The 23228-nt window shown below is 75.2% G+C and carries 15 protein-coding genes and 2 pseudogenes; 9 read left to right on the forward strand and 8 right to left on the reverse strand.

Going from position 1 to position 23228, the window contains the following annotated elements; all coding sequences use genetic code 11:
• Positions 1-29: 29 nt before the first annotated feature.
• Positions 30-587, forward strand: a complete 558-nt coding sequence (locus C1708_RS29325; RefSeq protein ID WP_106415515.1) for a PadR family transcriptional regulator — start codon at positions 30-32, stop codon at positions 585-587.
• A gap of 123 nt (positions 588-710) precedes the next feature.
• Here the strand turns inward: C1708_RS29325 and C1708_RS29330 are convergent, their stop codons facing one another.
• Both C1708_RS29330 and C1708_RS29335 read right to left on the reverse strand, forming a co-directional pair.
• Positions 711-1247, reverse strand: coding sequence for a hypothetical protein (locus tag C1708_RS29330; protein WP_106415516.1), 537 nt, complete (start codon positions 1245-1247; stop codon positions 711-713).
• Between the two features lie 172 nt (positions 1248-1419).
• Positions 1420-2424 (reverse strand): fibronectin type III domain-containing protein, encoded by a 1005-nt coding sequence (locus tag C1708_RS29335; protein ID WP_106415517.1) that lies wholly within the window; start codon positions 2422-2424, stop codon positions 1420-1422.
• A gap of 772 nt (positions 2425-3196) precedes the next feature.
• Between C1708_RS29335 and C1708_RS35725 the strand changes: the two genes are divergently transcribed.
• Positions 3197-3850, forward strand: coding sequence for a glycoside hydrolase family 75 protein (locus C1708_RS35725; RefSeq protein ID WP_274543377.1), 654 nt, complete (start codon positions 3197-3199; stop codon positions 3848-3850).
• Positions 3851-3906: 56 nt separating this feature from the next.
• Here C1708_RS35725 and C1708_RS29345 read toward each other — a convergent pair whose 3' ends face one another.
• The 3 genes from C1708_RS29345 to dhaK all read right to left on the reverse strand — a co-directional run bounded on the left by C1708_RS29345 (position 3907) and on the right by dhaK (position 5999).
• Entirely contained in the window at positions 3907-4317 is a 411-nt protein-coding gene (locus tag C1708_RS29345; protein WP_106415519.1) for a PTS-dependent dihydroxyacetone kinase phosphotransferase subunit DhaM, read from the reverse strand.
• 1 nt (position 4318) lies between these two features.
• The gene (gene dhaL, locus C1708_RS29350) at positions 4319-4942 is read right to left on the reverse strand and encodes a dihydroxyacetone kinase subunit DhaL (protein ID WP_106415520.1); all 624 of its coding nucleotides are present in this window, start codon (positions 4940-4942) and stop codon (positions 4319-4321) included.
• Positions 4943-5006: 64 nt separating this feature from the next.
• The gene (gene dhaK, locus C1708_RS29355) at positions 5007-5999 is read right to left on the reverse strand and encodes a dihydroxyacetone kinase subunit DhaK (RefSeq protein ID WP_106415521.1); all 993 of its coding nucleotides are present in this window, start codon (positions 5997-5999) and stop codon (positions 5007-5009) included.
• 795 nt (positions 6000-6794) lie between these two features.
• Here dhaK and C1708_RS29365 point away from each other — a divergent pair.
• On the forward strand, positions 6795-7595 hold the full coding sequence (locus tag C1708_RS29365) for a class I SAM-dependent methyltransferase (protein WP_106415522.1): 801 nt from the start codon (positions 6795-6797) through the stop codon (positions 7593-7595).
• A 39-nt stretch (positions 7596-7634) separates the two neighbouring features.
• On the opposite strand, the gene C1708_RS35905 is transcribed toward C1708_RS29365, so the two are convergent.
• A complete protein-coding gene (locus tag C1708_RS35905; protein ID WP_342210917.1) occupies positions 7635-8225 on the reverse strand; it encodes a GNAT family N-acetyltransferase in 591 nt (196 codons plus the stop codon).
• Between the two features lie 93 nt (positions 8226-8318).
• Between C1708_RS35905 and C1708_RS29375 the strand changes: the two genes are divergently transcribed.
• From C1708_RS29375 to rpsR, 3 genes and pseudogenes are all read left to right on the forward strand, one after another.
• Positions 8319-8621, forward strand: coding sequence for a hypothetical protein (locus tag C1708_RS29375; protein WP_106415523.1), 303 nt, complete (start codon positions 8319-8321; stop codon positions 8619-8621).
• A 69-nt stretch (positions 8622-8690) separates the two neighbouring features.
• A pseudogene (locus C1708_RS29380) lies at positions 8691-9124 on the forward strand (P-loop NTPase family protein); the annotation flags it as partial.
• A gap of 47 nt (positions 9125-9171) precedes the next feature.
• Positions 9172-9338 (forward strand): annotated as a pseudogene (rpsR, locus tag C1708_RS35330) (30S ribosomal protein S18); the annotation flags it as partial.
• A 165-nt stretch (positions 9339-9503) separates the two neighbouring features.
• On the opposite strand, the gene C1708_RS29390 reads toward rpsR, so the two are convergent.
• Together C1708_RS29390 and C1708_RS29395 are read right to left on the reverse strand one after the other, a co-directional pair.
• Positions 9504-10256, reverse strand: a complete 753-nt coding sequence (locus tag C1708_RS29390) for a TIGR03943 family putative permease subunit (protein ID WP_106415524.1) — start codon at positions 10254-10256, stop codon at positions 9504-9506.
• Positions 10253-11284, reverse strand: a complete 1032-nt coding sequence (locus C1708_RS29395; RefSeq protein ID WP_241911354.1) for a permease — start codon at positions 11282-11284, stop codon at positions 10253-10255. Before C1708_RS29395 ends, C1708_RS29390 begins: the two co-directional genes overlap by 4 nt.
• A 246-nt stretch (positions 11285-11530) precedes the next feature.
• On the opposite strand from C1708_RS29395, the gene C1708_RS29400 reads away from it, so the two are divergent.
• From C1708_RS29400 to C1708_RS29410, 3 genes are all read left to right on the forward strand, one after another.
• On the forward strand, positions 11531-12283 hold the full coding sequence (locus tag C1708_RS29400; RefSeq protein ID WP_106415525.1) for a class I SAM-dependent methyltransferase: 753 nt from the start codon (positions 11531-11533) through the stop codon (positions 12281-12283).
• Positions 12284-12381: 98 nt separating this feature from the next.
• Positions 12382-16446, forward strand: coding sequence for a non-ribosomal peptide synthetase (locus C1708_RS29405; protein ID WP_106415526.1), 4065 nt, complete (start codon positions 12382-12384; stop codon positions 16444-16446).
• Complete coding sequence (locus tag C1708_RS29410; protein ID WP_106415527.1) at positions 16443-23225, forward strand: type I polyketide synthase; 6783 nt, start codon at positions 16443-16445, stop codon at positions 23223-23225. The genes C1708_RS29405 and C1708_RS29410 overlap by 4 nt, the downstream gene beginning before the upstream one ends.
• Positions 23226-23228: the final 3 nt, after the last annotated feature.

Genomic DNA, 23228 nt, shown 5'->3' on the forward strand with positions numbered 1-23228 from the left:
AGGGCGCGGCCCGTCCCTAGGATGAGCGCATGTCACTCCCGCACGCGATCCTCACCGCCCTGCTCGAGAAGCCGTCGTCGGGGCTGGAGCTGACCCGCCGCTTCGACCGGTCGATCGGCTACTTCTGGTCCGCGACGCATCAGCAGATCTACCGCGAGCTGGGAAAGCTGGAGGCCGAGGGCCTGATCCGGGCCCTCCCCTCCGAGCAGCCCGCGCGCGGGCAGAAGAAGGCGTACGAGGTGCTGCCGGCGGGCCGGGAGGAACTGGCCCGCTGGACCGCCGCGTCCCAGGACCCCAAGCCGCACCGCGACGCGCTGCTGCTGCGGCTGCGCGCCGCCGCGGTGGTCGGGACGGCGGGCCTGGAGGCGGACCTGCGCCGCCACCGGGAGCTGCACGCGCGGCAGTTGGAGACCTACCAGGAGATCGAGCGGCGTGACTTCCCGCCCGGCAGGGACGAGCCGGAGGACCGGCTGCGCCATCTGGTGCTGCGGGCCGGCATCGACCTGGAGACCTTCTGGACCCGGTGGCTCGACCACGCCCTCGCGGAGTTCGCCGGGCTCCCGGACGTGCCGGAACGGCGGGATTAGACGCCTGCGCGCGGGTGGGCGAGGGCTGGTCGCGCAGTTCCCGCGTCCCTGAGGGGCGCGGGGAGGGGCGACGCCGGCCACCCGACCGGAGCGCATCGGACGTGACGGCGGCCGGCGCCGGGTCTACAGGTGGCGCGGGCGGGAGGCGTTGCGCCGGCGCAGGTACCAGACGGTGCCGAGGACGCCGGCGCCGACCAGCGCGCCGCCCGCCACCGCGGTGACCGTGCCGTAGTCCTCCGAGGCGCCGCCGACACCCCCCATCACACCGCGGGACGGCGACGCCGTGGGGGAGACCGAAGGGCTGGACGACGGGGACACGACCACGGACTGGGTGCCCGCGGTGCTGCCGTTGGAGCACACCACGATCACCGTGTACGTGCCCGCGCCGACGTTCGACCAGGCCGCGGACTGCCCCGCGGACGTTCCGGACAGCGCCACCTGGCGGCCCTGCGAGAAGTTCGCCTGACCGCTGCCGAGCAGCGAGGCGGTGCCCCAGTGGCCGTTGATCTGGCTGCACGCGGAGGTGCTCACCGAGACCGTGTTCCCGGTGGTGCTGACGGAGATCCCGTCCGCGGCAGCCGGTCCGGCCGGCAGCAGGGCGAGCGCGGCGGCGGCTGCCACGGCCGGTCCGGGACGGAGCAGAGGCTTCGAGATGCTCATGTGGACTGCCTTCCGGCGGCACGGCCGGCGGTACATCCCTTGCGCCGCCGAGGTCGGGGAGCGCCCGTGCCGCCACGACGCCAGCCAACGGGCAGCCCGGCCGGGGCGCACCCCGGTCGCATCCGGGCAGGTGACGACGTCCTCCGGGCGGCTCAGCGAGGATGTGCCGGGGTCAGCCGGCGGCGCCCGTCGTCACCGTGCGCTCGGCCGAGAAGGCGCCCCAGGTGCCGTCCGGCAGCAGCGGCCTGATCCGCACCCGGTGCGTGACCCCCGCCTCCTCGCCCGCGTAGAAGCGGTACGTCGCCCGGTCGCGCGGCGCCTCGCCGCCGTACACCAGCGAGGTGACGGGCCGTCCGTCCAGCCGGACCTCGTACTCGGTGACCGTCCCGTCCACGCGCGGCGGCACCCAGGAGAGCACGATGTAGTACGCCCCGCCCGAGCTCCGGGCCGTCGCGCGGAAGTCGGCGGGCGCGGTGGCCGTGGCACCGCCGTCCGCGCCGTCGGCGGTGGTGAGGCGGACGACGCGGCCGGGCGGCGAGAGGTTGTCCGCGGCGTCCCGCGCGCGGACGGTGAAGGAGTACCGGGTGCCCGGGCGCAGCCCCGTCACCACGGCGGCCGTCTGGTTCCCGCCCACACTGTGGATCTTCGTACGCCCCTGGTAGAGGTCGTACGACACCACACCGCGGTCGTCCCGTGCCGCGGACCAGGAGAGCTGGGCCGCCCGGCTGCCCGCCGCCCGTCCTTCCAGGTCCCCCGGAGCGGTGGGCGGCCGCGTGTCGGCCCGCGCCGCCGCGGGGGTCGTGGCCCGCACCTCCCGGCTGGGCGGACCGAGCCGTCCGTCCGCGTCCCGGGCCCGCACCGTGAAGACGTAGGTGGTGGCGGGCCGCAGCCTGGACACGTCCACCATGTGCGTGGCAGCGGGCACTTCCTTGACCCTGGTGTCTCCCCGGTACACCTCGTAGCCGGTCACCTCGGAACCGGCGGGGGCGACCCGGTTCCACATGACGTGGACGCTGGTGGCGCTGCCCGCCTGTGCGGTGACGCCCGTCGGCGCTCCGGGCGGCCGTTCGCCGCCGGTGTCGTCCGGTCCGCCCCAGCGGCAGGAGACGGCCAGCAGCACGACCGCGCAGAGCGCGAGCAGGCGACGCGATGACGCGGTTGGGGGAACGCCACGCACGACTTCGCCTCCCGAGAATCCACGCCGGACCGGCCCGCATAAAGGTCCGTACCAATATGGGCCTACTGGCGCGTTCACATCAAGAGGGTGATGCGGGCCGGCTGCCGCGCCGCGTTGCGTATCCTGAACGCTGAACGGGGCGAACCGCCTTTGAACCACGGCGTGTTCGGGCCCGGGGCGCGGACCGCTGTCGTCGCTGATCCCGCGCCGGTACGGGTGGCTGGACGGCCCGGGTCGACGCGCGCCCGGGTCTCCGGCGCCTTCCGTCTCCACCGGTCCTGGAGGGCCCGTCCGGGTCCTTTCGGGGCGGTCACCCTCCTTGCGGCGGGGCGAAATGGGGCAAAGTGCCCTGGGTGTGCGTCCCCGTCCCCGACGAGAGGCTTCCCTGACCGTGTCCCGTGTCCAGACGCTCACCGTCGCCGTGGCCGGCGTGGCACTGCTGGCCCCCTCGGCGTCCTCCGCCGCGGAGTCGGTCCACATCCGTCCCTCCGGCACCGAGGCGCGGCGCGTCGCCTCCGGCCCCGCGGCCCGCCCGGCCCTCCCGGCCGCCTTGCCGCGCGTCGCCGTACCGCACCGGGGGCGCGCCGAACCGGTCGCCCGGGACAGGACGCGGGAGGCGCTGACGCCGGGGGCGGCACCGGGCGGTTCCGCGACGCCGGGTCCCGCGGCTCCCGGCACCGGAAGCCCGGGCGCCGCCGTTCCGGGCCCGGTGACCCCGGATCCCGCGCCCGTCGACGCCGCGGCTCCGGCCCCCGCCGCCCCCGCCCCGGCCATGCCGGCCCCCGCGGCCTCCGACCCCGCGCCGACCGGCTCCGATCCCTCCGCCCCCGCGCCCCCCGCCCCCGTCACCGCGGCCGACCTGCTGGCCAAGGTGAGCGGCTGCGTCCCCGTCTCCCGGGGCCGGTACCGCAAGGACCGCGGCACCGCGGCCACCGTGCCGGTGTGCGGCACGCGCGACGCGGTGTTCTGGAAGGCCGACATGGACATCGACTGCGACGGCCGCCCGAGCCGCCGCTGCAACGCCCGCACCGACCCGTACTTCTCCTCCTCCACGGCGTTCGCGCAGTCCGACGGACGCGCGCTCAGCTCGGAGAAGCTGCCCTACGTCGTGGTCCCCGCGCCCAGCGGCATCTGGGACCACCGCGACCACGGCGTGCGCGGCGGATCGGTCGCGGCCGTGGTCTACCGCGACCGGGTCAGCTACGCGGTCGTCGGCGACACCGGCCCGACCGACATCATCGGCGAGGCCTCCTACGCGGCGGCCGCGTCCCTGGGCATCGACCCGGACCCGCGCTCCGGCGGCGCCCCCTCCGGGGTGACGTACATCGTGTTCAAGGACAGCCGGGTCACCCCGCTGGAGGACCGGGAGGCGGCGGAGGCCCAGGGCGCGCGTCTCGCACGGGAGTTCGTCGACTCCGCGGACTGACGCGCCGTACGCGCCCCCACCCGTACGGGCCCGCCCCCACCCGTACGGGCCCGCCCTCACGTCTTCCGGTAGTCGTACGCCTCCGAGGCCGCCGCCGCCACCGCGTCGAGGTCCGCGCCCGTGGAGGCGGTGACCACCGCGGCCACCGCGCCCTCCAGGAACGGCGCGTCCACCAGCCGCGTGTTCTCGGGGAGTTCGTCGCCCTCGGCCAGCAGCGCCTTCACGGTGAGCACCGCGCTGCCCAGATCGGTCAGCACCGCGACGCCCGCACCCCGGTCCACGGACGCGGCCGCCGCGGCGATCAGCTCCGCGCTGGTGCCCAGTTCACCGCTCCCGGTGCCGCCCGCGGGGGCGACCGGCACCGACGCCCCCGCACCCGACAGCCCCTGCGCCAGCTCCGCCACCGAGGACGCGACCGCCGCGCTGTGCGACACCAGGACGATCCCGACCGGCTTCTCCCCGCTCACCTCACTCACCGCCGTCCGCCTCCCCGTCGCCGGGCGCGGCGTCGAGCAGCGCGGAGACCAGCAGCGCCGCCGAGGTCGCGCCGGGATCCTGGTGCCCGATGCTGCGGTCGCCCAGATAGCTCGCCCTGCCCTTGCGGGCGAGCATCGGCGTCGTCGCGGCCGCGCCCTCCCGCGCGGCGTCCCGGGCGGCGGCGAACGACTCGCCGAGCGCGTCCACCGCGGGAACCAGCGCGTCGATCATCGTCTTGTCGCCCGGCGCCGCGCCGCCCAGCTTCATCACGGCGTCCACCCCGGCCCGCAGCGCCTCGGCGAGCTGCCGCCGGTCCACCTCGGTCGCCTCTCCCAGCGCCTTCCCGGTGCGGCGCAGCAGCGTCCCGTACAGCGGACCGGACGCGCCGCCCACCGTCGACACCAGCAGACGCCCGGCCTGGGTCAGCACCGCGCCGGGCGTGGCGGGCGGCTCCTCGTCCAGAGCGTCCTTCACCGCCCGGAAGCCGCGCTGCAGATTGCTGCCGTGATCGGCGTCCCCGATCGGCGAGTCGAGGGCGGTGAGCCGTTCCGCCTCGCGGTCCACGGATGCGGCGGCGGCCGTCATCCAACGACGGAAGAAGTCGGCGTCCAGCACGGAAACTCCTCGCGTGATAGAGAGCCGGGGCACCGGCCCCGGTGTGGATCAACCCCGGTGTGGATCACATTCCCCAGCGCAGCCCGGGCGTACGCACCGGCGCGTCCCACAGGCGGAGCAGCTCCTCGTCGACCTGGCAGAGGGTGACGGAGGCGCCCGCCATGTCCAGGGACGTGACGTAGTTGCCGACGAGGACGCGGGCGACCGGGACGCCGCGCTCGCCGAGCACCCGCTGCACCTCGGCGTTGAAGCCGTACAGCTCCAGCAGCGGCGTGGCGCCCATGCCGTTGACCAGCACCAGCACCGGGTTGCGCGGGGTGAGGTCCTCCAGAATCGCGTCGACGGCGAACTCGGCGATCTCGCCGGACGTCATCATCGGGCGCCGCTCGCGGCCCGGCTCCCCGTGGATGCCGATGCCCAGCTCCAGCTCCCCGGCCGGCAGGTCGAACGTCGGCGAGCCCTTGGCGGGCGTGGTGACGGCGCTGAGCGCCACGCCGAAGCTGCGGGAGTTCTCGTTCACCTGCTTCGCGAGCGCCTCCACCCGCTCCAGCGGCTGCCCCTCCTCGGCCGCCGCGCCCGCGATCTTCTCCACGAACAGCGTCGCCCCGGTGCCCCGGCGGCCCGCCGTGTACAGGCTGTCGGTCACCGCCACGTCATCGTCGACCAGCACCTTCGCGACCTGGACGCCCTCGTCCTCGGCCAGCTCCGCCGCCATGTCGAAGTTGAGTACGTCGCCGGTGTAGTTCTTCACGACGAACAGCACTCCGGCCCCGCTGTCCACGGCCGCCGCGGCCCGCACCATCTGGTCGGGCACCGGGGAGGTGAACACCTCGCCGGGACAGGCCGCCGACAGCATGCCGGGGCCGACGAACCCGCCGTGCAGCGGTTCGTGCCCCGAGCCGCCGCCGGACACCAGGCCCACCTTGCCCGCGACCGGGGCGTCCTTGCGGACCACCACCCGGTTCTCCACGTCCACCGTCAGCTCGGGATGGGCCGCCGCCATACCGCGCAGCGCGTCCGCCACCACGGTCTCCGGAACGTTGATCAGCATCCTCACGGGTATCTCCTAGGGAGCTCGGCAGGCGGGTTGTCGACCTGCGTTCTTACTGGTCAGAGTGGTTACAAGCAGCTCTTGGTCTTGACGGTTCGAGGCGGTCGGAAGCGGGCTGTGGCGGTACTGACGCTGACTTGATGCTGACTTTGGTGACGGATCGCCAGTTCTGCGAGCTGGTTCGTTGCCGGTCGGCCGGGAGCGCCGCTACCGGCAGTATCGGCCTTGCGGCAGTGAAGGTCACGTGGGCGAACCCTCACAGGTCGTGTCGGCCCTCCTCATCCCTGGCCGCGGCCCCGTGAGGCTTGGCGGCGCGCGTACCTGGAAACGTCTACCCCCGAACGGCCGTCGTGACGGGAGCCGAACGAGGCGGGGAGGGGCCTTTCGCGGGTGTGCCCTTGCACCTGAGGCCGGGAGCGGATCCACCGCTCGCCTCGCTGCCGGGGGCCGCACCCTTCCTGCGCTCGCCCGTCGACGCCCTCGGGTCCCCGCTCGACGCCCTCCTCCCCGAGATCGCCGCAGAACGCCCACCGCTTCCGTTCCGTCCACCGCCGCCACCGTCTCGCGGGGCGGGTGCGCTTCGCGCACAGGGCGAACCGGTCCAGCGCCCTGGTACGGGGACCGGCGGCGGAGGACCCGGCCGCCGTCGGTGTCGACGTCACCTCGCTGGAGGAACCACGGCACGCCCTGAGCCGTGGTCTCACCGGAGACCGGGGTGTGAATGGCAACTGATAACCGTTTCCACCTGTAGATTCGTCCGTGCCCACGGACGGACGAGAGACGGATGAGGTGGCGCGGGCGATGGGCGTGAGCATGGGGACGGCCAGGGCGTGGGTGGAGCGCTGGGAACGGCAGCAGGAGCGGTACGCGGTGGACCGCGAGGAGCGGTTCACCGTGATCGCGGACGTCGTCGAGCACGTCACCGCCGGCCGTGCCCGCCCCCTCCTGCTCGACCTGGGGTGCGGGCCCGGCTCCCTGGCCGCCAGGCTCGCCGCCCGTTTCCCGCACGCGGAGATCGTCGCCGCCGACATGGACCCCCTGCTGCTGGAACTGGGACGCACCCACCACGCCGACGCCGCCCGCTACGTCGACACCGTCATCGGCGAGGAGGGCTGGACCGAGGCCCTGGCACTGGAACGCCCCCTGGACGCCGCCGTCTCGACGACCGCGCTGCACTACCTGCCCGAGCCGGCGCTGCTGCGCACCTACCGCTCCCTCGCGTCCCTGCTCCGCCCCGGCGGCGTCCTCGTCAACGGAGACCACTTCCCGCCGGACGCGGCGCCGTGCGCGGACCTCACCGCCCACGTGGGCCGGCGCAGGGCGGAGCGCACGGGCGGCCGCACCCCGGAGGACTGGCGGTCCTGGTGGGACGCCGCGGCCCGCGACCCCGAACTGGCCGACCTGCTCGACGAACGCGGACGGCGCCGGGCCGTCCATGCCGGGAACGGCGGCGACGAGCAGGTCACGGTGAGCCGCCACGCCGAACTGCTGCGCCGGGCCGGCTTCGCCCACGCCGCGCCGGTCTGGCAGTTCGGCGACAGCACCGTCCTGGTGGCGGTCATGGACGGCGCACCCGCGGCCCGTGACCGAGTCGGGGCATGAGGCCGCCCGGGGGAGAGCGGTCCCGGAGAACCGGACTCATCAGGATCTCGTCCCGGTCGTCACCGGGCGCCACGCGCAGTGCGCCCGGCCGCCGGCCGACCTCGGTCCGGTCCGCCTGGCGGGAGAAGCCTCAAGTCCCGGACCGGATCTCACGGTGAGCCGCAGCCGTTCCAGGCCCGTCTCGTCGTGTGTGGCGCCCCTGGCACGCCGCATCAGCGCGGTGCCGATGCCCCTGCCCCGGAAGCGGAGGTGCGTCTGGACGTGGTTCACCATGCCGCAGCGCGCCACGGGGAGATGCCGCTCGAGACGCAGGACCATCCAGCCCGCGAGCGCGCCGTCCACGGTCGCCGGAGGAAGTCTGCTCCGGTCCGGGGAGAGCCCTCGCGTGATTCCTCCGACTGCGGGCCGAAGCGCCGCCGCGGTCACCGGAGGCGGTGGGCGGTCCACGGGGACGACCGCTCCACCGGCGTTGATCACCGCCGCCCGGCACGCGGTGAGTTCCTGCCGGACGGCCGCGGTGGCGTCCCGGGGCCGTCCGGGCTGCGTGATCACGGGAGCGCGCACCGTCTCATGCGCTGTCGCACCGGTAAGCCCGCCGGCCTGCGGCTGCCTTACCTCTTCCCTCCGCATGCGCGGTCGCGAGCGTCACCCTAGGGTGATCCGGTAGCGCGGCAGTGGCCGTCGTACGGGCGGCCGCCCGCTCGACCGCATCAGGAGGACCTCATGACGTCCGCCACCGAGCACCGCACCCACGAAGCCCATGACCACCGGCATGAGGAGGGCTGCGGGCACGTCGCCGTCCCGCACGGCGACCACGTCGACTACATGCACGACGGACACATCCACCGCGCGCACGACGGGCACGTCGACGAGTGCACCGCCACCGGTCACAGGCCGCACGAGGACCACGAACACCGGCACGGAAGCGGCTGCGGGCACGTCGCCGTGCCGCACGAGAACCACGTCGACTACGTGCACGACGGGCATCGGCACGCCGCCCACGAGGGGCACTGGGACGACCACTGAGTCCTCCGGACCACCCGGGTCCGGCCACGGACGCGGACGGAGCGGACGGTGAGCGCGGGCCGGGCACGGCTGCCGGTCGCGATCGTCGCCGGACTCCACGCCGACGCCCGCCGGGCGGCCGTCGACGAGATCCTGCCGCGGTGCCCGGTGCGGTCGCCCCGCACCACGATCCGGCGTCCGCCGTCGACGGTGCGGTGCACCGGACCGTGCGCGACGCCGACGGCCTGCTCGGCAGCGGCGACGCGCCCCTGATGAGCGACTGCTGCGCGCTGCGCGAGGACCTCGTCCCGGAACTGACGCGGCTCGCGGAAGCGGGCGGCCGCCGGCCGGCCGTCGTGGAACTGCGGGACTCCCTCGAGCCCCACGGCATGGCCCCGGTCATCGCGTCCGAGGGCGCACCGCTCGCACTGACCGGGGTGGCCGCCGTGGTCGGCCCGGCCCCGGTCCTGCCGTACCTGTCCGACGGCGACGACCTCGCCGAGGCGGGCCTCGACGCGCTGGCACCGACCGGCGCACCGCGAAACGCGCCAGTCCGCCGGACGCCGCCGGCATCACCCACGTCGACTGCAAGGACACCGACCTGCTGCGCAGGTTCATCCCCGACCGTGGGAAGATCCGCAGCCGCCGGGTGACCCATGTGCACGCCGGCAGCAGCGGCAGACAGCGCGAGCCGTCAGGAACGCGCGCGAGACGGCCCCGCTTCCCTGCGACTCCCGACGGCACGGCTGGAGCCGGTCCGTCGGGCCGTGCCGAAGAGCGGGATCGAGGTGTCCGCCTCGCCCGCAAGGCGGGACGGGCACCCTCCCGGCTCCGGCCGAGCAGGGGACACTCGCACGGACACGCTCGTACCGGGGCGCCCCTCGCTGCCCGTGGCGACCGGGGTCAGCGCTTCTCGTACGGATCCGACGGCTCCGCGATGTGTCGGACGGTCGCGGCGTCCAGCACCGGGGGCCAGGCCGCCGATGACCCCAGTTCGCCTTCGGGGTGCCAGGCGCCTGTCACCACCACCCACGTGTCGGCCTCCGGTGCGTCCGCACCGCGGACCTCCACCCTGACCGCTGTGGCGTCGGCCGCGCAGCACGCGACCCGGAGCCGGGTCACGTACCAGGCGCCGCCGTCCCCGTGGGTGACGAACCCGGTCAGCCGGACCGTGCGGCCCTTCAGCGAGTACCCGCTGTCGTAGACGGCGCGAGTGCTGAACTCGGCCAGGCTCAGGTCCACCGGGTCCCCGGCGGGCAGCGCGGGGAACGTGCCGACATTCTCCGCGGCGCGTCGGGCCTCTTCGCGCGCGGCGCTGTAGGAACCGAGCGCGGGCGGCGGAAAGAGGAGCAGGGCGGCTGCGGGCAGTGCGAGCAGCCAGGCGACGCGCGGGCCGCCCGCATGGGAGTGGACGTGGCCGTGTCCGTCCTCGGCCGGGTGCGCGCTCCGGTCCACGGAAGCGGTGCCGTCCCGTGCCGCTCGCGCCGTCGACGCTGCCCGCGCCAGACCGAGCAGCACCAGCAGCGCCCCGGACGCGATCAGGCAGGGCCGCAGCCCGGCCTGCACGTACCGCAGATACAGGTCGCTGAACAGCGAGATCCGCAGCACCGCGGCGCCGACCAGCAGCAACAGCACGGCGGGACCGTACCGCCTCACAGCACCCACCACCCCACGAGCGCACTGCTCGCCACCGCGACCACCCAGGTCGCGGACGAGAACCGGATCGCGAACGTCCGCCCGAACGTGCCGGCCTGAAGCGCGAACAGCTTGAGGTCGACCATCGGGCCGACCACCATGAACGTCAGTTGCGCGATCGGTCCGAACCCGCTCAGCGACGCCGCCACGAACGCGTCCGCCTCGCTGCACACGCACAGCACCACGGCGAGGAGGGCCAGCAGGAGCACCGATGCCCAGGCGGACGCCGTGAAGACGTCCAGCAGCGACCGTGGCACCGCGATGGTGAAGGTCGCCGCTGCCGCCGAACCCACTACCAGGAAACCCCCGGCGTGCAGGAAGTCGTGCTGGAGCCCCGCCATGAAGGAGCCCGCGCGGGAGGCGCCGGCCCCGGCCCCGGCCGTCGGTGCTCCCGGCAGCCGCAGCCATTCCTTCCTGCCGAAGCGTGCCCACAACCAGCCCATGGCGACGGCGGTGACGAGCGAGGCGACGAGCCGGGCCACCACCATCAGCGGCTGGCCGGGAAACGCGAGGGACGTGGCGACGAGGACGACGGGATTGATCGCGGGCGCGGAGAGCAGGAACGCCAGCGCGGCGGCCGGAACGACCCCGCGCCGCATCAGGCTGCCGGCCACCGGCACGGACGCGCACTCGCAGCCGGGAAGCACCACACCGGCCGCGCCCGCGACGGGTACGGCGAGAGCCGGGCTGCGCGGCAGCAGTCGGGTGAAGACGCGCTCGGGCACGAACGCACCTATGGCCGCGGAGACCAGCGCGCCGAGCAGGAGGAACGGGACGCCCTGGACGACGACGGCGGTGAACACGGTCCACCAGGCGGCGACGGGCGGAGTGTAGAGGTCGAGCGCGAGCATCGGCCCGAGGGTCCCGGCGACCGTGATGATCGTGACGAGTGCGAACCCGCCGAGAAAGAGGTGCACGACCGCCCGCACGACGAGGCGCACGACATCGGTGAGCCCGCCCCGCCTCTCGGCGTACTCCTGATCGCTCACGTCACTCGTCTCGCCGCACGGCAACACCGATGCGCCGCCCGCGGGAAGCCGCCGAAGAGGTGACCGCGCGGTGCCGGACCAGGACACCTTACTGAGGCACCTCCGGCTGCCGGGCCCCAGGGCCTCGGGAGACCCGGCGGACCCGGCTGACGACGCGTCAACGCCCCTTGCACCTTTCTAGTAATGAAATTCATTTCTGATTACTGTACGGGGCGAACCGTGAGGCATCGAGTCTTTGGAGCAGTGATGAGCGACCCCTACGAGCGGTCCGCCGAGTACCTCGACATCCTGATCGCCGAGTCGTGGGAGCCGCTGGCTCCGGCGCTGGCGGACGTCCTGTCGCACGTCCGCGCCGGAACCGGGGCCGTGGTGGACCTCGGGGCCGGGTCCGGCCGGGGCGTGCGCGTCATCTGCGAGGCGCTGCCGCGGGTGCCGGTGCTCGCCGTCGAGCCGTCCGCCGCGATGCGTGCCGTCCTGCTCGCCCGGGTTCACGAGGACGACGGACTGCGTGAGCGCGTCACGGTGGTTCCCGGTGACTGCACGAGCGCCGACTGGCCCGACGGTGTGCGGGCCGTGGTGGCCCTGAACATGATCGGCCACCTGTCGCCCGGGCAGAGGTGCGCGCTGTGGAGCCGCGCCGCCCGGCAGCTCGCCCCGGGCGGGGCGCTGGTGTTCAACCTCGCTCCGCCGTTCACCCCGGTGGAGGTGGAGCGGGTGCGGACGGCCCGGGCCGTCGTCGGCGAGCTGGAGTACGAGGGCTGGGCGAGCGCGCGTCCCACCGGAGCGGACGAGATCACCTGGCGCATGGACTACGGCGTCCTGCGTCAGGGCCGGCCGCTGGCCGGGACGTCGGTCGAGTACCGCTGGTGGGTCGCCACGGAGGGCGCGCTGGCGGCCGAAGTCGCCGAGGCGGGACTGGTGTTGCGCCGGACCGGTGATTCCGCTCTGGGGCTGTGCGTTCTCGAGCGCGCGAGCGATCTGGCACCACAAGTTGGTTGATCTGATAATCATTTTCAACTAGGTTCATCGGTGTTCCGCCTCCCCCGGATCTCTCTGCGGGGGAGGTGTCGCCCTGCCCGCCTTTCGACGGAGACCGGATGGACCAGCCTGTGCCGAGCGACGACCTCCTTGCCCGCGTCATCGACTGCATCGCCGAAGTCCTCGGCACACCACCCCACGAGGTCGCACGGACCACTCCGCTCGCGGCCCTGGGGCTCGAATCGTTCACCGCGGTGCGGCTGAGGCGGAGGATCCGCGAACGCACCGGCCAGGACCTGCCGTTGACCGCCCTTCTGGGTGACGGCGCGACGGCCCGTGCGGTGGCGGACCGTCTGCTCGCCGGTCGCACGCCGGAGAAGGCCACCGATCCCGAGCCCCTCGGTGCCGAGGGCCGGGCGGGGGCGGAACCCGGCGGTGCACGGAACGACGAGGAAGCGGAGGAGGAGTACTTCCCCCTGACGCCCATTCAGGCCTCGTACCTGGCCGGGCGGGCCGAGGGCATGCCGCTGGGCGGAGTGGCCACCTTCTACTACTACGAGTACGACCGCACACCCGGCGGCACGGACCCGTTCGTGGACGTGGCCCGGCTGGAAGCCGCCTGGAACCGACTGGTCGACCACCACCCGATGCTGCGTATGACGGTGGACGACCGGGGCCGCCAGCGCATCGCAGCCACTCCCGGCCCCTACCGGATCGGCGTCACCGACCTGCGGGGCGAGTCCGCCGGACAGGTGAGGGAAACGTTGTCCGCCCAGCGTCGGGAGCGCTCCCACCAGAACCGGCCCACGGAGTCGTGGCCGTTGTTCGACATCCACGCCACCCTGCTGCCCGACGGGCGGACCCGGCTGCACATCGGCGTGGACGTGCTCCTGACCGATCTCACCGGCTGGATGCTGCTGATGCGTCAGTGGGGCCGCCTCGTCGCGGACCCCGACCACCGGCTTCCCGAGCCGGCAGCCCGGTTCGCCGACCTCCAGCGCGCCCGCTCGAGGGACCCGGAGTGGGCGGCCCGGCGCGCCCGCGACCACGCCTACTGGGCCGAACGAGCCCCCGAACTGCCGCCGCCGCCGCGGCTGCCCCTGCTGCGCGACCCCGCCGACACCACCCCGCCCCGCTTCGTCCGCTCCGCCGCCGAACTCGACGCCGGAACCTGGACCCGGCTACGAGCCCGGTGCACCGAGCACGCGGTCACGCCGACCGCGGCCCTGCTCGCGGCCTTCGCCGTCGTCCTCGGCCGGTGGGGAGCCGGGGAACGGATCTGCCTCAACACCACCCTGTTCGACCGCCCGGAGGACGAGAGCGGGGCCGAGGGGGTGGTCGGCGACTTCACCACCACCGCCCTGGTCGGCACGCCGCGCTTCGACCCCGCCGGCTGGAAGGGCTTCGCCGACTACGCCACCGCCGTCAACCGCCGCTTCTGGGAGGACCTGGACCACCGGTCCGTGTCCGGCGTCGAGGTGCTCAGGGAGCTGCGGGGGCAGGAGCCGCCGTCGGCGGGAGCCCTCAGCCACCCGGTGGTGTTCACCAGCGGGGTGGGTCTCGCGGGCGCCGGGGAGCCTCCGGCGTCCTGGATCGGACAGGAGGTGTACGGCATCTCCCAGACCCCGCAGGTCCTGCTCGACCACATCGTGTGGGACGAGGGCGGACGCCTCCGCCTGGCCTGGGACGCCGTCGAGGGGGCGTTCCCCGACGGCTGGGTACCGGCCCTGCTCGACGCCTTCGTACGCCTGCTCCACACCCTGACGGACCCCGACGCCTGGCACGACGCCACCCTGGGCTGGGACCCGTCCTTCCACCCCGAAGAGCCCCTGGACGCGGTGCCCTTCCCGAACGCGGGCCCCCTGCTGCACGATCCGGTCACCGACGCGGCCCGGCGGCATCCGCGACGGCCCGCCCTGCGCACCTCCTCCACCACCGTCACCCACGCCCGCCTCGCGGACAACGCCGCCGCCACCGCGGCACTGCTGGCCGCGCACGGGGTGGGGCCCGGCGACATGGTCGCCGTCGCCTGCGAGAAGGGCACCGCGCAGATCACCGCCGTACTCGGCGTCAGCCTGAGCGGAGCGGGCTACCTGCCGGTCGAACCCTCCTGGCCGGCCGCGCGGATCACCGCCGTCTGCGAGCGGGCCGGGGTCCGGCACGCGCTGACCGGCCGCGGTGTGAGGACCGACTGGCCCGAAGGCGTCACCGTCCACCGCCTGACCGCCGCGGGGCGCCCCGCCCGCACCGCCGCGGGCTCCACCGGTCCCGCGGCGCCGCTCACGGTCCCACGGCCCGAGGACATCGCCTACACCATCTTCACCTCGGGTTCCACCGGCAGCCCCAAGGGCGTGGAGATCGAGCACCGGGCCGCGCGCACGACCGTCGACGACATCGTCGACCGGTTCGCCATCGGCCCCGACGACCGGGTGCTGGCGCTGTCGGCACTCAGCTTCGACCTGTCCGTGTTCGACATCTACGGCGTCCTCGGCGCCGGCGGCTGCCTGGTGCTGCCCGACCCCGCCCGGCAGCGCGACCCGCAGCACTGGCTCGAACAGGCCGGCCGGCACGGCGTCACCGTGTGGAACACCGCGCCCGCCCTGCTCGAAATGCTCGTCGAGTACGCGGAGATGGAACCGGAGGAGGCCACCGGGGCGCTGCGCACCCTGCGCCTGGTGATGCTCTCCGGTGACTGGATCCCCCTGACCCTGCCCGACCGGCTGCGACGACTGGCCCCCCAGGCGGAGGTGATGAGCCTGGGCGGAGCCACCGAGGCGTCCATCTGGTCCATCACTCATCCGGTGGGACACGTCGATCCGGGGTGGCGCAGCATCCCCTACGGCCGGGCGCTGCGCGGCCAGAGCTTCTTCGTCCTCGACGAGGACGGCGCGCCCTGCCCGGTGGGCGAGGCGGGGGAGCTGTTCATCGGCGGCGACGGGCTGGCCCGCGGCTACACCGCCGATCCGGTCCAGACCGCCGAGAGGTTCGCCGTCCACCCCGTACTGGGCCGCCGGCTGTACCGCACCGGGGACCTCGGCCGGTGGACCGCCGAGGGCGCCATCGAGTTCCTCGGGCGCGTCGACCGGCAGGTGAAGATCCGCGGGCACCGCATCGAACTGGGCGAGGTGGAGGCGGTGCTGGCCCGCCATCCGGCGGTCCGCCAGTGCGTGGTGTCGTCGGTACGCGGCCCCGACGGACGGCCACGACTGGTGGCGCACCTCGCGCCCCGGGGCGCGAGCGAACCGCCGGCCGCCCAGGAGCTGGCGGACGTCCTGCGCGAACGGCTGCCCGACTACATGGTGCCCAGCCGGTTCGTGATCCTGGACCAGCTGCCGGTGACGGCCAACGGCAAGATCGACCACGCGGCGCTGACCGCCCCGCCCGCCGATGACCGGACCACCGACGCCGACGGGCCGGCCCCGGTCGCCGAGGCGGCGGCCGAGCCCACCGCGACACCGCGTACGGTCCCGGCCGGAGCCGCCGCCGAGTCCGCTCCGGGCGGGGACTGGGTCGCCGCCGCGCTGGCCGAGGCGACCACCCTGGGCCTGGAGGCCGCCGTCGTGGTCCGGCCCGGACGTCTCCGGCCGGACCAGGCGCTGGAGGCGTCGGCCCGATGGCTCCGGCACGTGGCGCGAACCGCCGACGGCGAAGCCGCAGTGCCGCTCCTGGGCCCCGGAGGACTGGCGGAGGTGGTCTGCCGCCCCCGGGCAGGGGACTCCCCGACGCCCTCCCCGTCCACCGGTCCGGCGTCCGGCGCCCCGGCCCCGGAACGGTACGGCACCGGACCGGACCAGGAACCCCGGCACCGCGGGCCGGGCCCGGCCGCGCCCGTGGCGCCGGCCGTGCTGGAGGCCCTGACCGGCATCCTGGCCGACTTCACGGACGTGCCGGTGACACCCGACAGCACCTTCAAGGAGCTGGGGGCCACCTCCCTCACCCTGGTCCTCACCCACCGCAGGCTCCGGGAGGGCATCGCGCCCCGGCTCGCACTGGCGGACATGTTCGAACACCCCACCGTCGCGGCCCTGGCCGCCCGCATCACCGCCCAGAACGCCCCGGACACCGACCGGGCCGCCACCGTCGCCGGCGCCGTCAGGCCCCCCGCCTCCCAGCGGTCCGAACGGCCCACGCGCAGAACGTCCCGCGTCGCCGCACGCGCCCTGGCCGAGGAGACCGCACGATGACCGAACCGACTTCCTCCCGGGCGGACACGCCGGACACGCCCCGGCCCGACCACGAGGCCGGCGACGACCTGATCGCGGTCACCGCCCTGGACTGCCGGTTCCCCGGAGCCCCCGACACGGCGGCCTACTGGGACCTGCTCGTCGGCGGCCGCAGCGGACTGACCCGGCACGACGAGCGGGAACTGGCCGAACGCGGCGTCCCGGCGAGGCTGCTGGCCAACCCCGCCCACATACCCGTCAGCGGGGTCATCGACGGACAGGACCGGTTCGATCCCGAGCCGTTCGGCCTGACCGACGCCGAAGCGGCCGTGATGGACCCCCAGCAGAGGCTCTTCCTCGAAGCGTGCCTGCGCGCCCTGGAGAGCGCCGGACACGGCGGCGGCGCCGGCGCGGGCGCCGTGGGCGTCTTCGCCGGCGCCGCCCACAGCGACTACCTCGCCCGCAACCTCGCCGACCGGTACGCCGCCTCCGCCACCGATCCCGTCGGCAGCCTCCAGGCGGCCCTCGCGGGCGTGGCCGACTACCTCCCCCTGCACGTCGCGCACCGCCTCGCGCTCACCGGACCCGCCGTCGCGGTCGGCACCGCCTGCTCGACCTCGCTGGTGGCCGTGCACATGGCGGCTCAGTCCCTGCTGGCGGGGGAGTGCGACACCGCCCTCGCCGGCGGCGCCTCCCTGATCGTCCCGCAGGGCAGGGGCTACCTCCACGTCCCCGACGGCATCTTCTCCGCCGACGGGCGCGTACGGACCTTCTCCGCCGAGGGCACCGGCATCGTGCACACCCAGGGCGTCGGTGTGGCCGTCCTGCGGCGGCTGCGCGACGCCCTCGCCGACGGCGACCCGGTGCTGGCCGTCCTGCACGGCTCCGCCGTCAACAACGACGGCGGCGACCGCACCGGCTTCACCGCCCCCTCGCCGCGCGGACAGGCCCGCGTGGTCTCCGAGGCGCTCGCGGTGGCCGGTCTCACGCCCGGGGACATCACCTACGTCGAGGCCCACGGCACCGCCACCCGCCTCGGCGACGTGGTGGAGGTCGCCGCGCTGCGCCGCGTGTTCGGCGACACCGGCCCGGCCTGGTGCGCCCTGGGCTCGGTCAAGAGCAACATCGGGCACGCCAACGCGGCCGCGGGCATCGCCGGTTTCGCCAAGACCGTCCTCGCCCTGCACCACGGCGTACTGCCGCCCACCCTGGACGCCCTGCCCCTCAACCCCGACCTCCGGCTGGACGACTCGCCCTTCACCGTCGTCCACGAGGCCACCGACTGGACCGGGCCCCGGTACGCGGGCGTCAGCTCCTTCGGCATCGGCGGCACCAACTGCCACGTCGTCCTGGGCAGCGCCCCCGTCCGTCCGGAGCCGCCCGCCGATCCGCGCCCGCAGCTCGCCCTGCTCAGCGCGCACCGCGACGACGCCCTCGCCCGCCTCACCGAGGCCACCGCGACCGCCCTCCACACCATGGAGGTCGCGCCCGCCGACGCGGCCCACACCCTGCACACAGGCCGCGCGACGCTGCCGTACCGCGCCGCCGCGGTGATCACCGGGGCGGCGGAGACCGACAGCCGCGCCCTGCGCGCCGCCCCGCGGCGCCGCCCCGGTCCCACCCCGTCCCGGATCGTGCTGGCCTTCCCCGGCGGAGGAGCGCAGTACGCGGGCATGGGTCGCGAACTGTGCGCGGAGGAAGAGGAGTTCTACCGCACCGTGCGCGAGTGCGCCGATCTCTTCGACGACGGGACCGGTACCGGCCTCACCGCGCTGATCACCGCCGACCCGTCCGACGAGCACGCGCGCCGGCTGCTGCGCGACCCCGCCCACGGACTGCCCGCCCTGTTCACCGTCTCCCTCGCCGCCGCGCGCACGCTGCGCTCCTGGGGCGTCGAGCCGGACGCGGTGGTCGGTCACAGCCTCGGCGAGTACGTGGCCGCCGTGCTGTCCGGTGCCCTGTCCCTGCCCGACGCCGCGACACTGGTGGCGGTCCGCTCGCGCGGCATGTCCCGGGCGGCCGGCGGCGGGGTGATGCTGACGGTCCCGCTGACCGAGCGGCAGACCCTCGCCCTGCTCGCCGACCACCCGGAACTGGACCTGGCCGCGGTCAACGGCCCGCGGTCCTGTGTGGTGTCCGGACCCTCGCCGGCCGTGGCCGAAGCGGAGCGCGTCCTGACCGCACGCGGCGAGCGCACCGTGCGGCTCTCGCTCGACGCGGCCGCCCACTCGCGCCTGGTCGACCCCGTCCTGCCCGAACTGCGCGCGGCCGCCAGGACCGTCCGGGCGCGTGTTCCCGGCATCCCGCTCGCCACCACCCTCACCGGGAGACTGCTGGACACCGCTCCCGGTGCCGACCACTGGGTGGCGCACCTGCGCTCCACCGTGCGCTTCTCCGACGCCCTGGCCACCGCCCTGGGCGAAGGGCCGGCCGTCCTCGTCCAGGCGGGACCCGGCGGTGCACTGCTCCAACTGGCCCGTCAGCAGGGACACCGGCAGCTCCTGGCCACCCTGGCCGCCTTCCCCGACCGCGAGCAGCCCGGCGGAGGACGGGCCGCGCTGCTGGCGGCCGCCGGAGAACTGTGGACGCACGGAGTCCCCCTGGACGCCGCGGCCCTGCACCGTCCGGGGCGCCGCCGTGTCGTCCTGCCGGGCCTGCCCATGGAGCGCCGCAGACTGTGGATCGATCCGCCGGCCGCCACCGCGTCGGCCACCGCGCAGGCCGGTACGGCGGCCGGCCCCGGCCACGGCGCCGGGCAGGCAGCCCCGGACGAGTCCGAGCCCTTCCAGCTGCCCGTCTGGCGGCGCACGCCCCCCGTCGAGACGGACCCGTCGGCGCTGCGGGGCCGCTGGCTGGTGGACGGTCCGCCCGGCTCGCCGTCGGCCGAGCGGGTGCGCGCCGCGCTCGCCGCCGCCGGCGCCCGCACCGTCACCCTCGGCGAGGCGCTCGCGGACCCCGGCACCCCGTGCGAGGGCATCGTCGTGATCGGCCCGTACGGTGACACCGGCGACGACCCGGCGGAGACCGTCAGCGCGTCGGTCCTGCACTACGCGGAGGTGGCACGGGCCGCCGCCTCCTGGGCGCACCGCACCTGCCTGCTGCACCTCAGCCACAACGCCCAGCAGGTGGAGAGCACCGACCGGCCGGCGGCCCACGTCGCCGCCGGCCTCGCCGTGCCCCGCGTTCTCGCCCAGGAGTTCCCGGGCCTGCGCTGGCGCTCGGTGGACCTGCCGGCCGGCCCGCCGCACGCCGACGACGTCCGGGCCGTGCCGGCGGAGGCCGCCGACCTGCTGGCGGGAGGCCCCAACGGCATCGAGTGCGCCCTGCGCGGCGGACACCGCTGGACGCGCGGCATCACCCCCTGGCGGCCGTCCGCACCCGCGCCGGACACGGACGGCCCGGCCGCCACCGACGGCGGAACGGGCACGGCGGTGATCCTCGGCGGACTCGGGGACGTGGGCCTGGCCCTGGCGGGGCACCTGGCCCGCTCCGGGCGGCGGGTCGTGGTGACCGGCCGCACCGGGCTCCCCCCGGACCCCGCCCCCGGCAGCACCGAAGCCGAACGGGCGGAGACGATCCGTGCCCTGCGGGACTCCGGCGCCGACATCGAGGTCCGTGCCGCGGACGCCGCGGACACCGCCGCCACGACGGAACTGCTGCGGGAACTGACCGACCGCGACGGCCCGCTGGACCTGGTCGTGCACGCCGCCGGCGTGGTCGCCTCCGCCGCCGTCGCGCCGTTGCGGGCCACCGAGGAGCGGGCCGTGCGCGCGCACGCGCACGCCAAGGTCACCGCGGCCCTCGCGGTGCGCGACGCCGTGCACGGCCTGCCGCCCGGCCGCCGCCCGGCCACCGTCCTGCTGATGTCCTCCGCCACGGCGTTCGTCGGAGGCCTCGGCCTCGCCCCCTACGCCGCCGTCAACCGCTACCTGGACGCCCTCGCCGAACACGAGCACCACGCGGACCCGGACGCACCCCGCTGGATCAGCGTGGCCTGGGACGGCTGGCGCGTCGGGCCCGGCCGGAGCGAACGCACCGTCGCCTCCCGGCACTCGATCGGCCTGGCGGACGGCATGCGCACCGTGGACCGTCTGCTGGCGCTCGCGGCCGGCGGCCGTGTCCCGGCCTCCGTCGCCGTCTCGCCGGCCGACCTCGCGCCCCGCACCGCGGGCACGCCCACCGCCGTACCCGTCTCCGTCGCTCCGGCTCCCGGCGCGCCCACGGCGGAGCTGCGGGCCGGTGCGGGATTCACCACCGGGGCGGAGACACTCCTGGCGGAGGTCTGGTCGGACCTGCTGGGCTTCCCCGTCACCGACCGTGACGCCGACTTCTTCGCCCTCGGCGGGCACTCCCTGCTGGCCACCCGCATGCTCGCCCGGCTGCGCGACGACCACGGTGCCGACCTGCGGCTGCAGGACCTGCTCGCCCGGCCCACCATCGCGGCCCTGGCCCCGATGCTGCCCGGCGGGGAATCCCGGCGGGATCCCGCCGCGCCCCGGACCGCGGGCGTTCCCTCCTCGCAACCCGGGGACGGCCCCCGGGAGTTCCCCCTCACCCGGGTGCAGCACGCCTACTGGGTCGGTGGATCGGGCGGTTACCGCCTCGGCGACGTCCCGTGCTCCTTCCACCTGGAGTACGACTGTCCCGGCCTGGACACCGACCGCTACGAAACGGCGTGGAACGCGGTCGTCGCCCGCCACCCGATGCTGCGCGCGGTCGTCTCACCGGAAGGCCGCAACCGGGTGCTCGACAAGGTGCCCCCCTACCGGATCCGGGTGCAGGACCTGACGAAGGACGACGACGCCGAGCGCGCCCGGAAGCTGGAGCGCGTGCGCACCCGCATGGTGCGCCGCGAACCCCGCCCGGGCCGCTGGCCCCTGGTCGACATCCGGGCCGCCCGGCTGCCCGGCGACGTCGTCCGGCTGTTCGTCAACGTGGACGTGCTGGTGTGCGACACCGCCAGCTACCTGATCTGGGACCGCGAACTGCGCACCCTCTACCAGGACCCCGACGCCCGGCTGCCGCCGCTGGAGACCACCTTCGCGGACTGCGTGGCCGCACTCGAGCGCCGCGCCCAGGGCCCGGAGCACGCGCGGGCCGCCGCCTACTGGCGGGCCAGGCTGGACGACCTGCCCGGCGCACCCGCGCTGCCCGTCCGGGCCGGGAGCCCCGGGGACCGGCCCCGCTTCGCACGGCGCACCGCCCGTCTGGAGCCGGACCGCTGGAACGCCCTCAAGGCCGAGGCCGCCCGGCGCGGGCTGACCCCCACGGCCGTCCTGCTGGCGGCCTACGGCGAGGCCCTCGCCGGGTGGTCGGGGCAGAACCGCTTCGCCGTCACCCTCACCCTCTTCGACCGGCCCGCGCACCTTCCCGGGGCGGACGCCGTGGTGGGTGACTTCACTTCGCTGATGCTCCACGAGGTGGACCGCTCGGACACCCGCTGCTTCGCCGACGCCGCCGTACGGGCCCAGCGCACCCTCTTCGAGGACCTGGACCACCGGGAGTTCTCCGCGCTCGACCTGCTGGCCGAGAAGTCCTCGCGCACCGGCCGCACCGAGTCCGTCCCCGTGGTCTTCACCAGCGCCCTGGGCCTGTCCGGGCCGCTCGGCGGCGGACACGACCTGGACTGGGCGGGCACACCGGTGTACGGCGTGAGCAGCACCCCGCAGACCTGGCTGGACCACCAGGTGATCGAGCAGCACGGGGCGCTCCTGCTCCAGTGGGACGTCCTGGAGAACGCCCTGCCCGCCGACGAGGCGGACGCGGCGTTCGCCGCCTACGCCGAGCGGGTGCGCCGGCTGGCCGACGCACCGCGGGCGTGGGACACCGAGGAGCCCCGCACCGCGCTCGCCGCCCCGGCCCGTGAAGCGCGGCGGCCGGCCCCCACGGCGAGGAAGCGGACCGTTCCCGGCCCGACCCCCGACACCGACGCGGCCCTGCTGCTGCGCGACGGCAACGGCGACCGCCCCCTGTTCCTGATGCACCCCTCCGGCGGGGACGTGCTGTGCTACGGCGAACTCGCCCGTCTCCTCACCGACGGCCGGCCCGTCGTGGCCCTCACCGACCCCGCCCTGACCGGCGGCACCGGGCCGCGGACCATCGCCGAGACGACCGACCGCTACCTTGCGGCGCTGCGCGTCCACCAGCCGCAGGGTCCCTACCTGCTGGGCGGCTGGTCGATGGGCGGCACCGTCGCCCACCAGATGGCCGTGGAACTCCAGCGACGCGGAGAGCGGACCGACCTCCTCGTCCTGATCGACTCCAACACCCCCGACCGCATCCGGGCGCTGGGCGGCACCGACCGCGCCCAGGACACCGCCTTCGCGGCCGTCCGCTACCTGCGCTCGCTGGAGGCGTTCCTCGACCTCGACCTGGACCTCGGCCCGGACGCGGAGACGATCCGCACCGCCCCGGACCCGGCGGCGGTACGCCGGGCGGTCACCGAACGGCTGCGAGCGGCCGGCCTGCTCGGCCCCCGGGACACCGCCGACACCCGCCTCGAGGTCTTCGAACGCCACCTGCGGGCGCTGGCCGACCACCGGGCCGGACACCTCACCGACCCGGCCACCCGGCTGCTGCTCATCGCCGCGTCCCGTCCCGCACCGCACAACGCCGGCGTCGGCATGGGCGTCGACGACGCCGCGGACCTGCCCGCCCTCGGCTGGCTGCCGCACGTCAGCGGCCCCGTCGACGCCCACACCGTCGAAGGCCACCACTACTCCCTGCTGCACGACCCCGCAGTACGGCGGACCGCCGCCCTGATCGACCGGGCCCTGGCCGCCGTCCACACCGGCCGGTGAGCC

The sequence above is a fragment of the Streptomyces sp. DH-12 genome (assembly GCF_002899455.1).
GTDB lineage: Bacteria > Actinomycetota > Actinomycetes > Streptomycetales > Streptomycetaceae > Streptomyces.

Coding starts and splice junctions, on each gene's coding strand:
- C1708_RS35725 (WP_274543377.1), top strand. CDS start 3,197: ATGCCGGCCCCCGCGGCCTCCGACCCCGCGCCGACCGGCTCCGATCCC.
- C1708_RS29325 (WP_106415515.1), top strand. CDS start 30: ATGTCACTCCCGCACGCGATCCTCACCGCCCTGCTCGAGAAGCCGTCG.
- C1708_RS29405 (WP_106415526.1), top strand. CDS start 12,382: ATGGACCAGCCTGTGCCGAGCGACGACCTCCTTGCCCGCGTCATCGAC.
- C1708_RS29375 (WP_106415523.1), top strand. CDS start 8,319: ATGACGTCCGCCACCGAGCACCGCACCCACGAAGCCCATGACCACCGG.
- C1708_RS29330 (WP_106415516.1), bottom strand. CDS start 1,247: ATGAGCATCTCGAAGCCTCTGCTCCGTCCCGGACCGGCCGTGGCAGCC.
- C1708_RS29400 (WP_106415525.1), top strand. CDS start 11,531: ATGAGCGACCCCTACGAGCGGTCCGCCGAGTACCTCGACATCCTGATC.
- C1708_RS29410 (WP_106415527.1), top strand. CDS start 16,443: ATGACCGAACCGACTTCCTCCCGGGCGGACACGCCGGACACGCCCCGG.
- C1708_RS35905 (WP_342210917.1), bottom strand. CDS start 8,225: ATGCGGAGGGAAGAGGTAAGGCAGCCGCAGGCCGGCGGGCTTACCGGT.
- C1708_RS29365 (WP_106415522.1), top strand. CDS start 6,795: ATGGGCGTGAGCATGGGGACGGCCAGGGCGTGGGTGGAGCGCTGGGAA.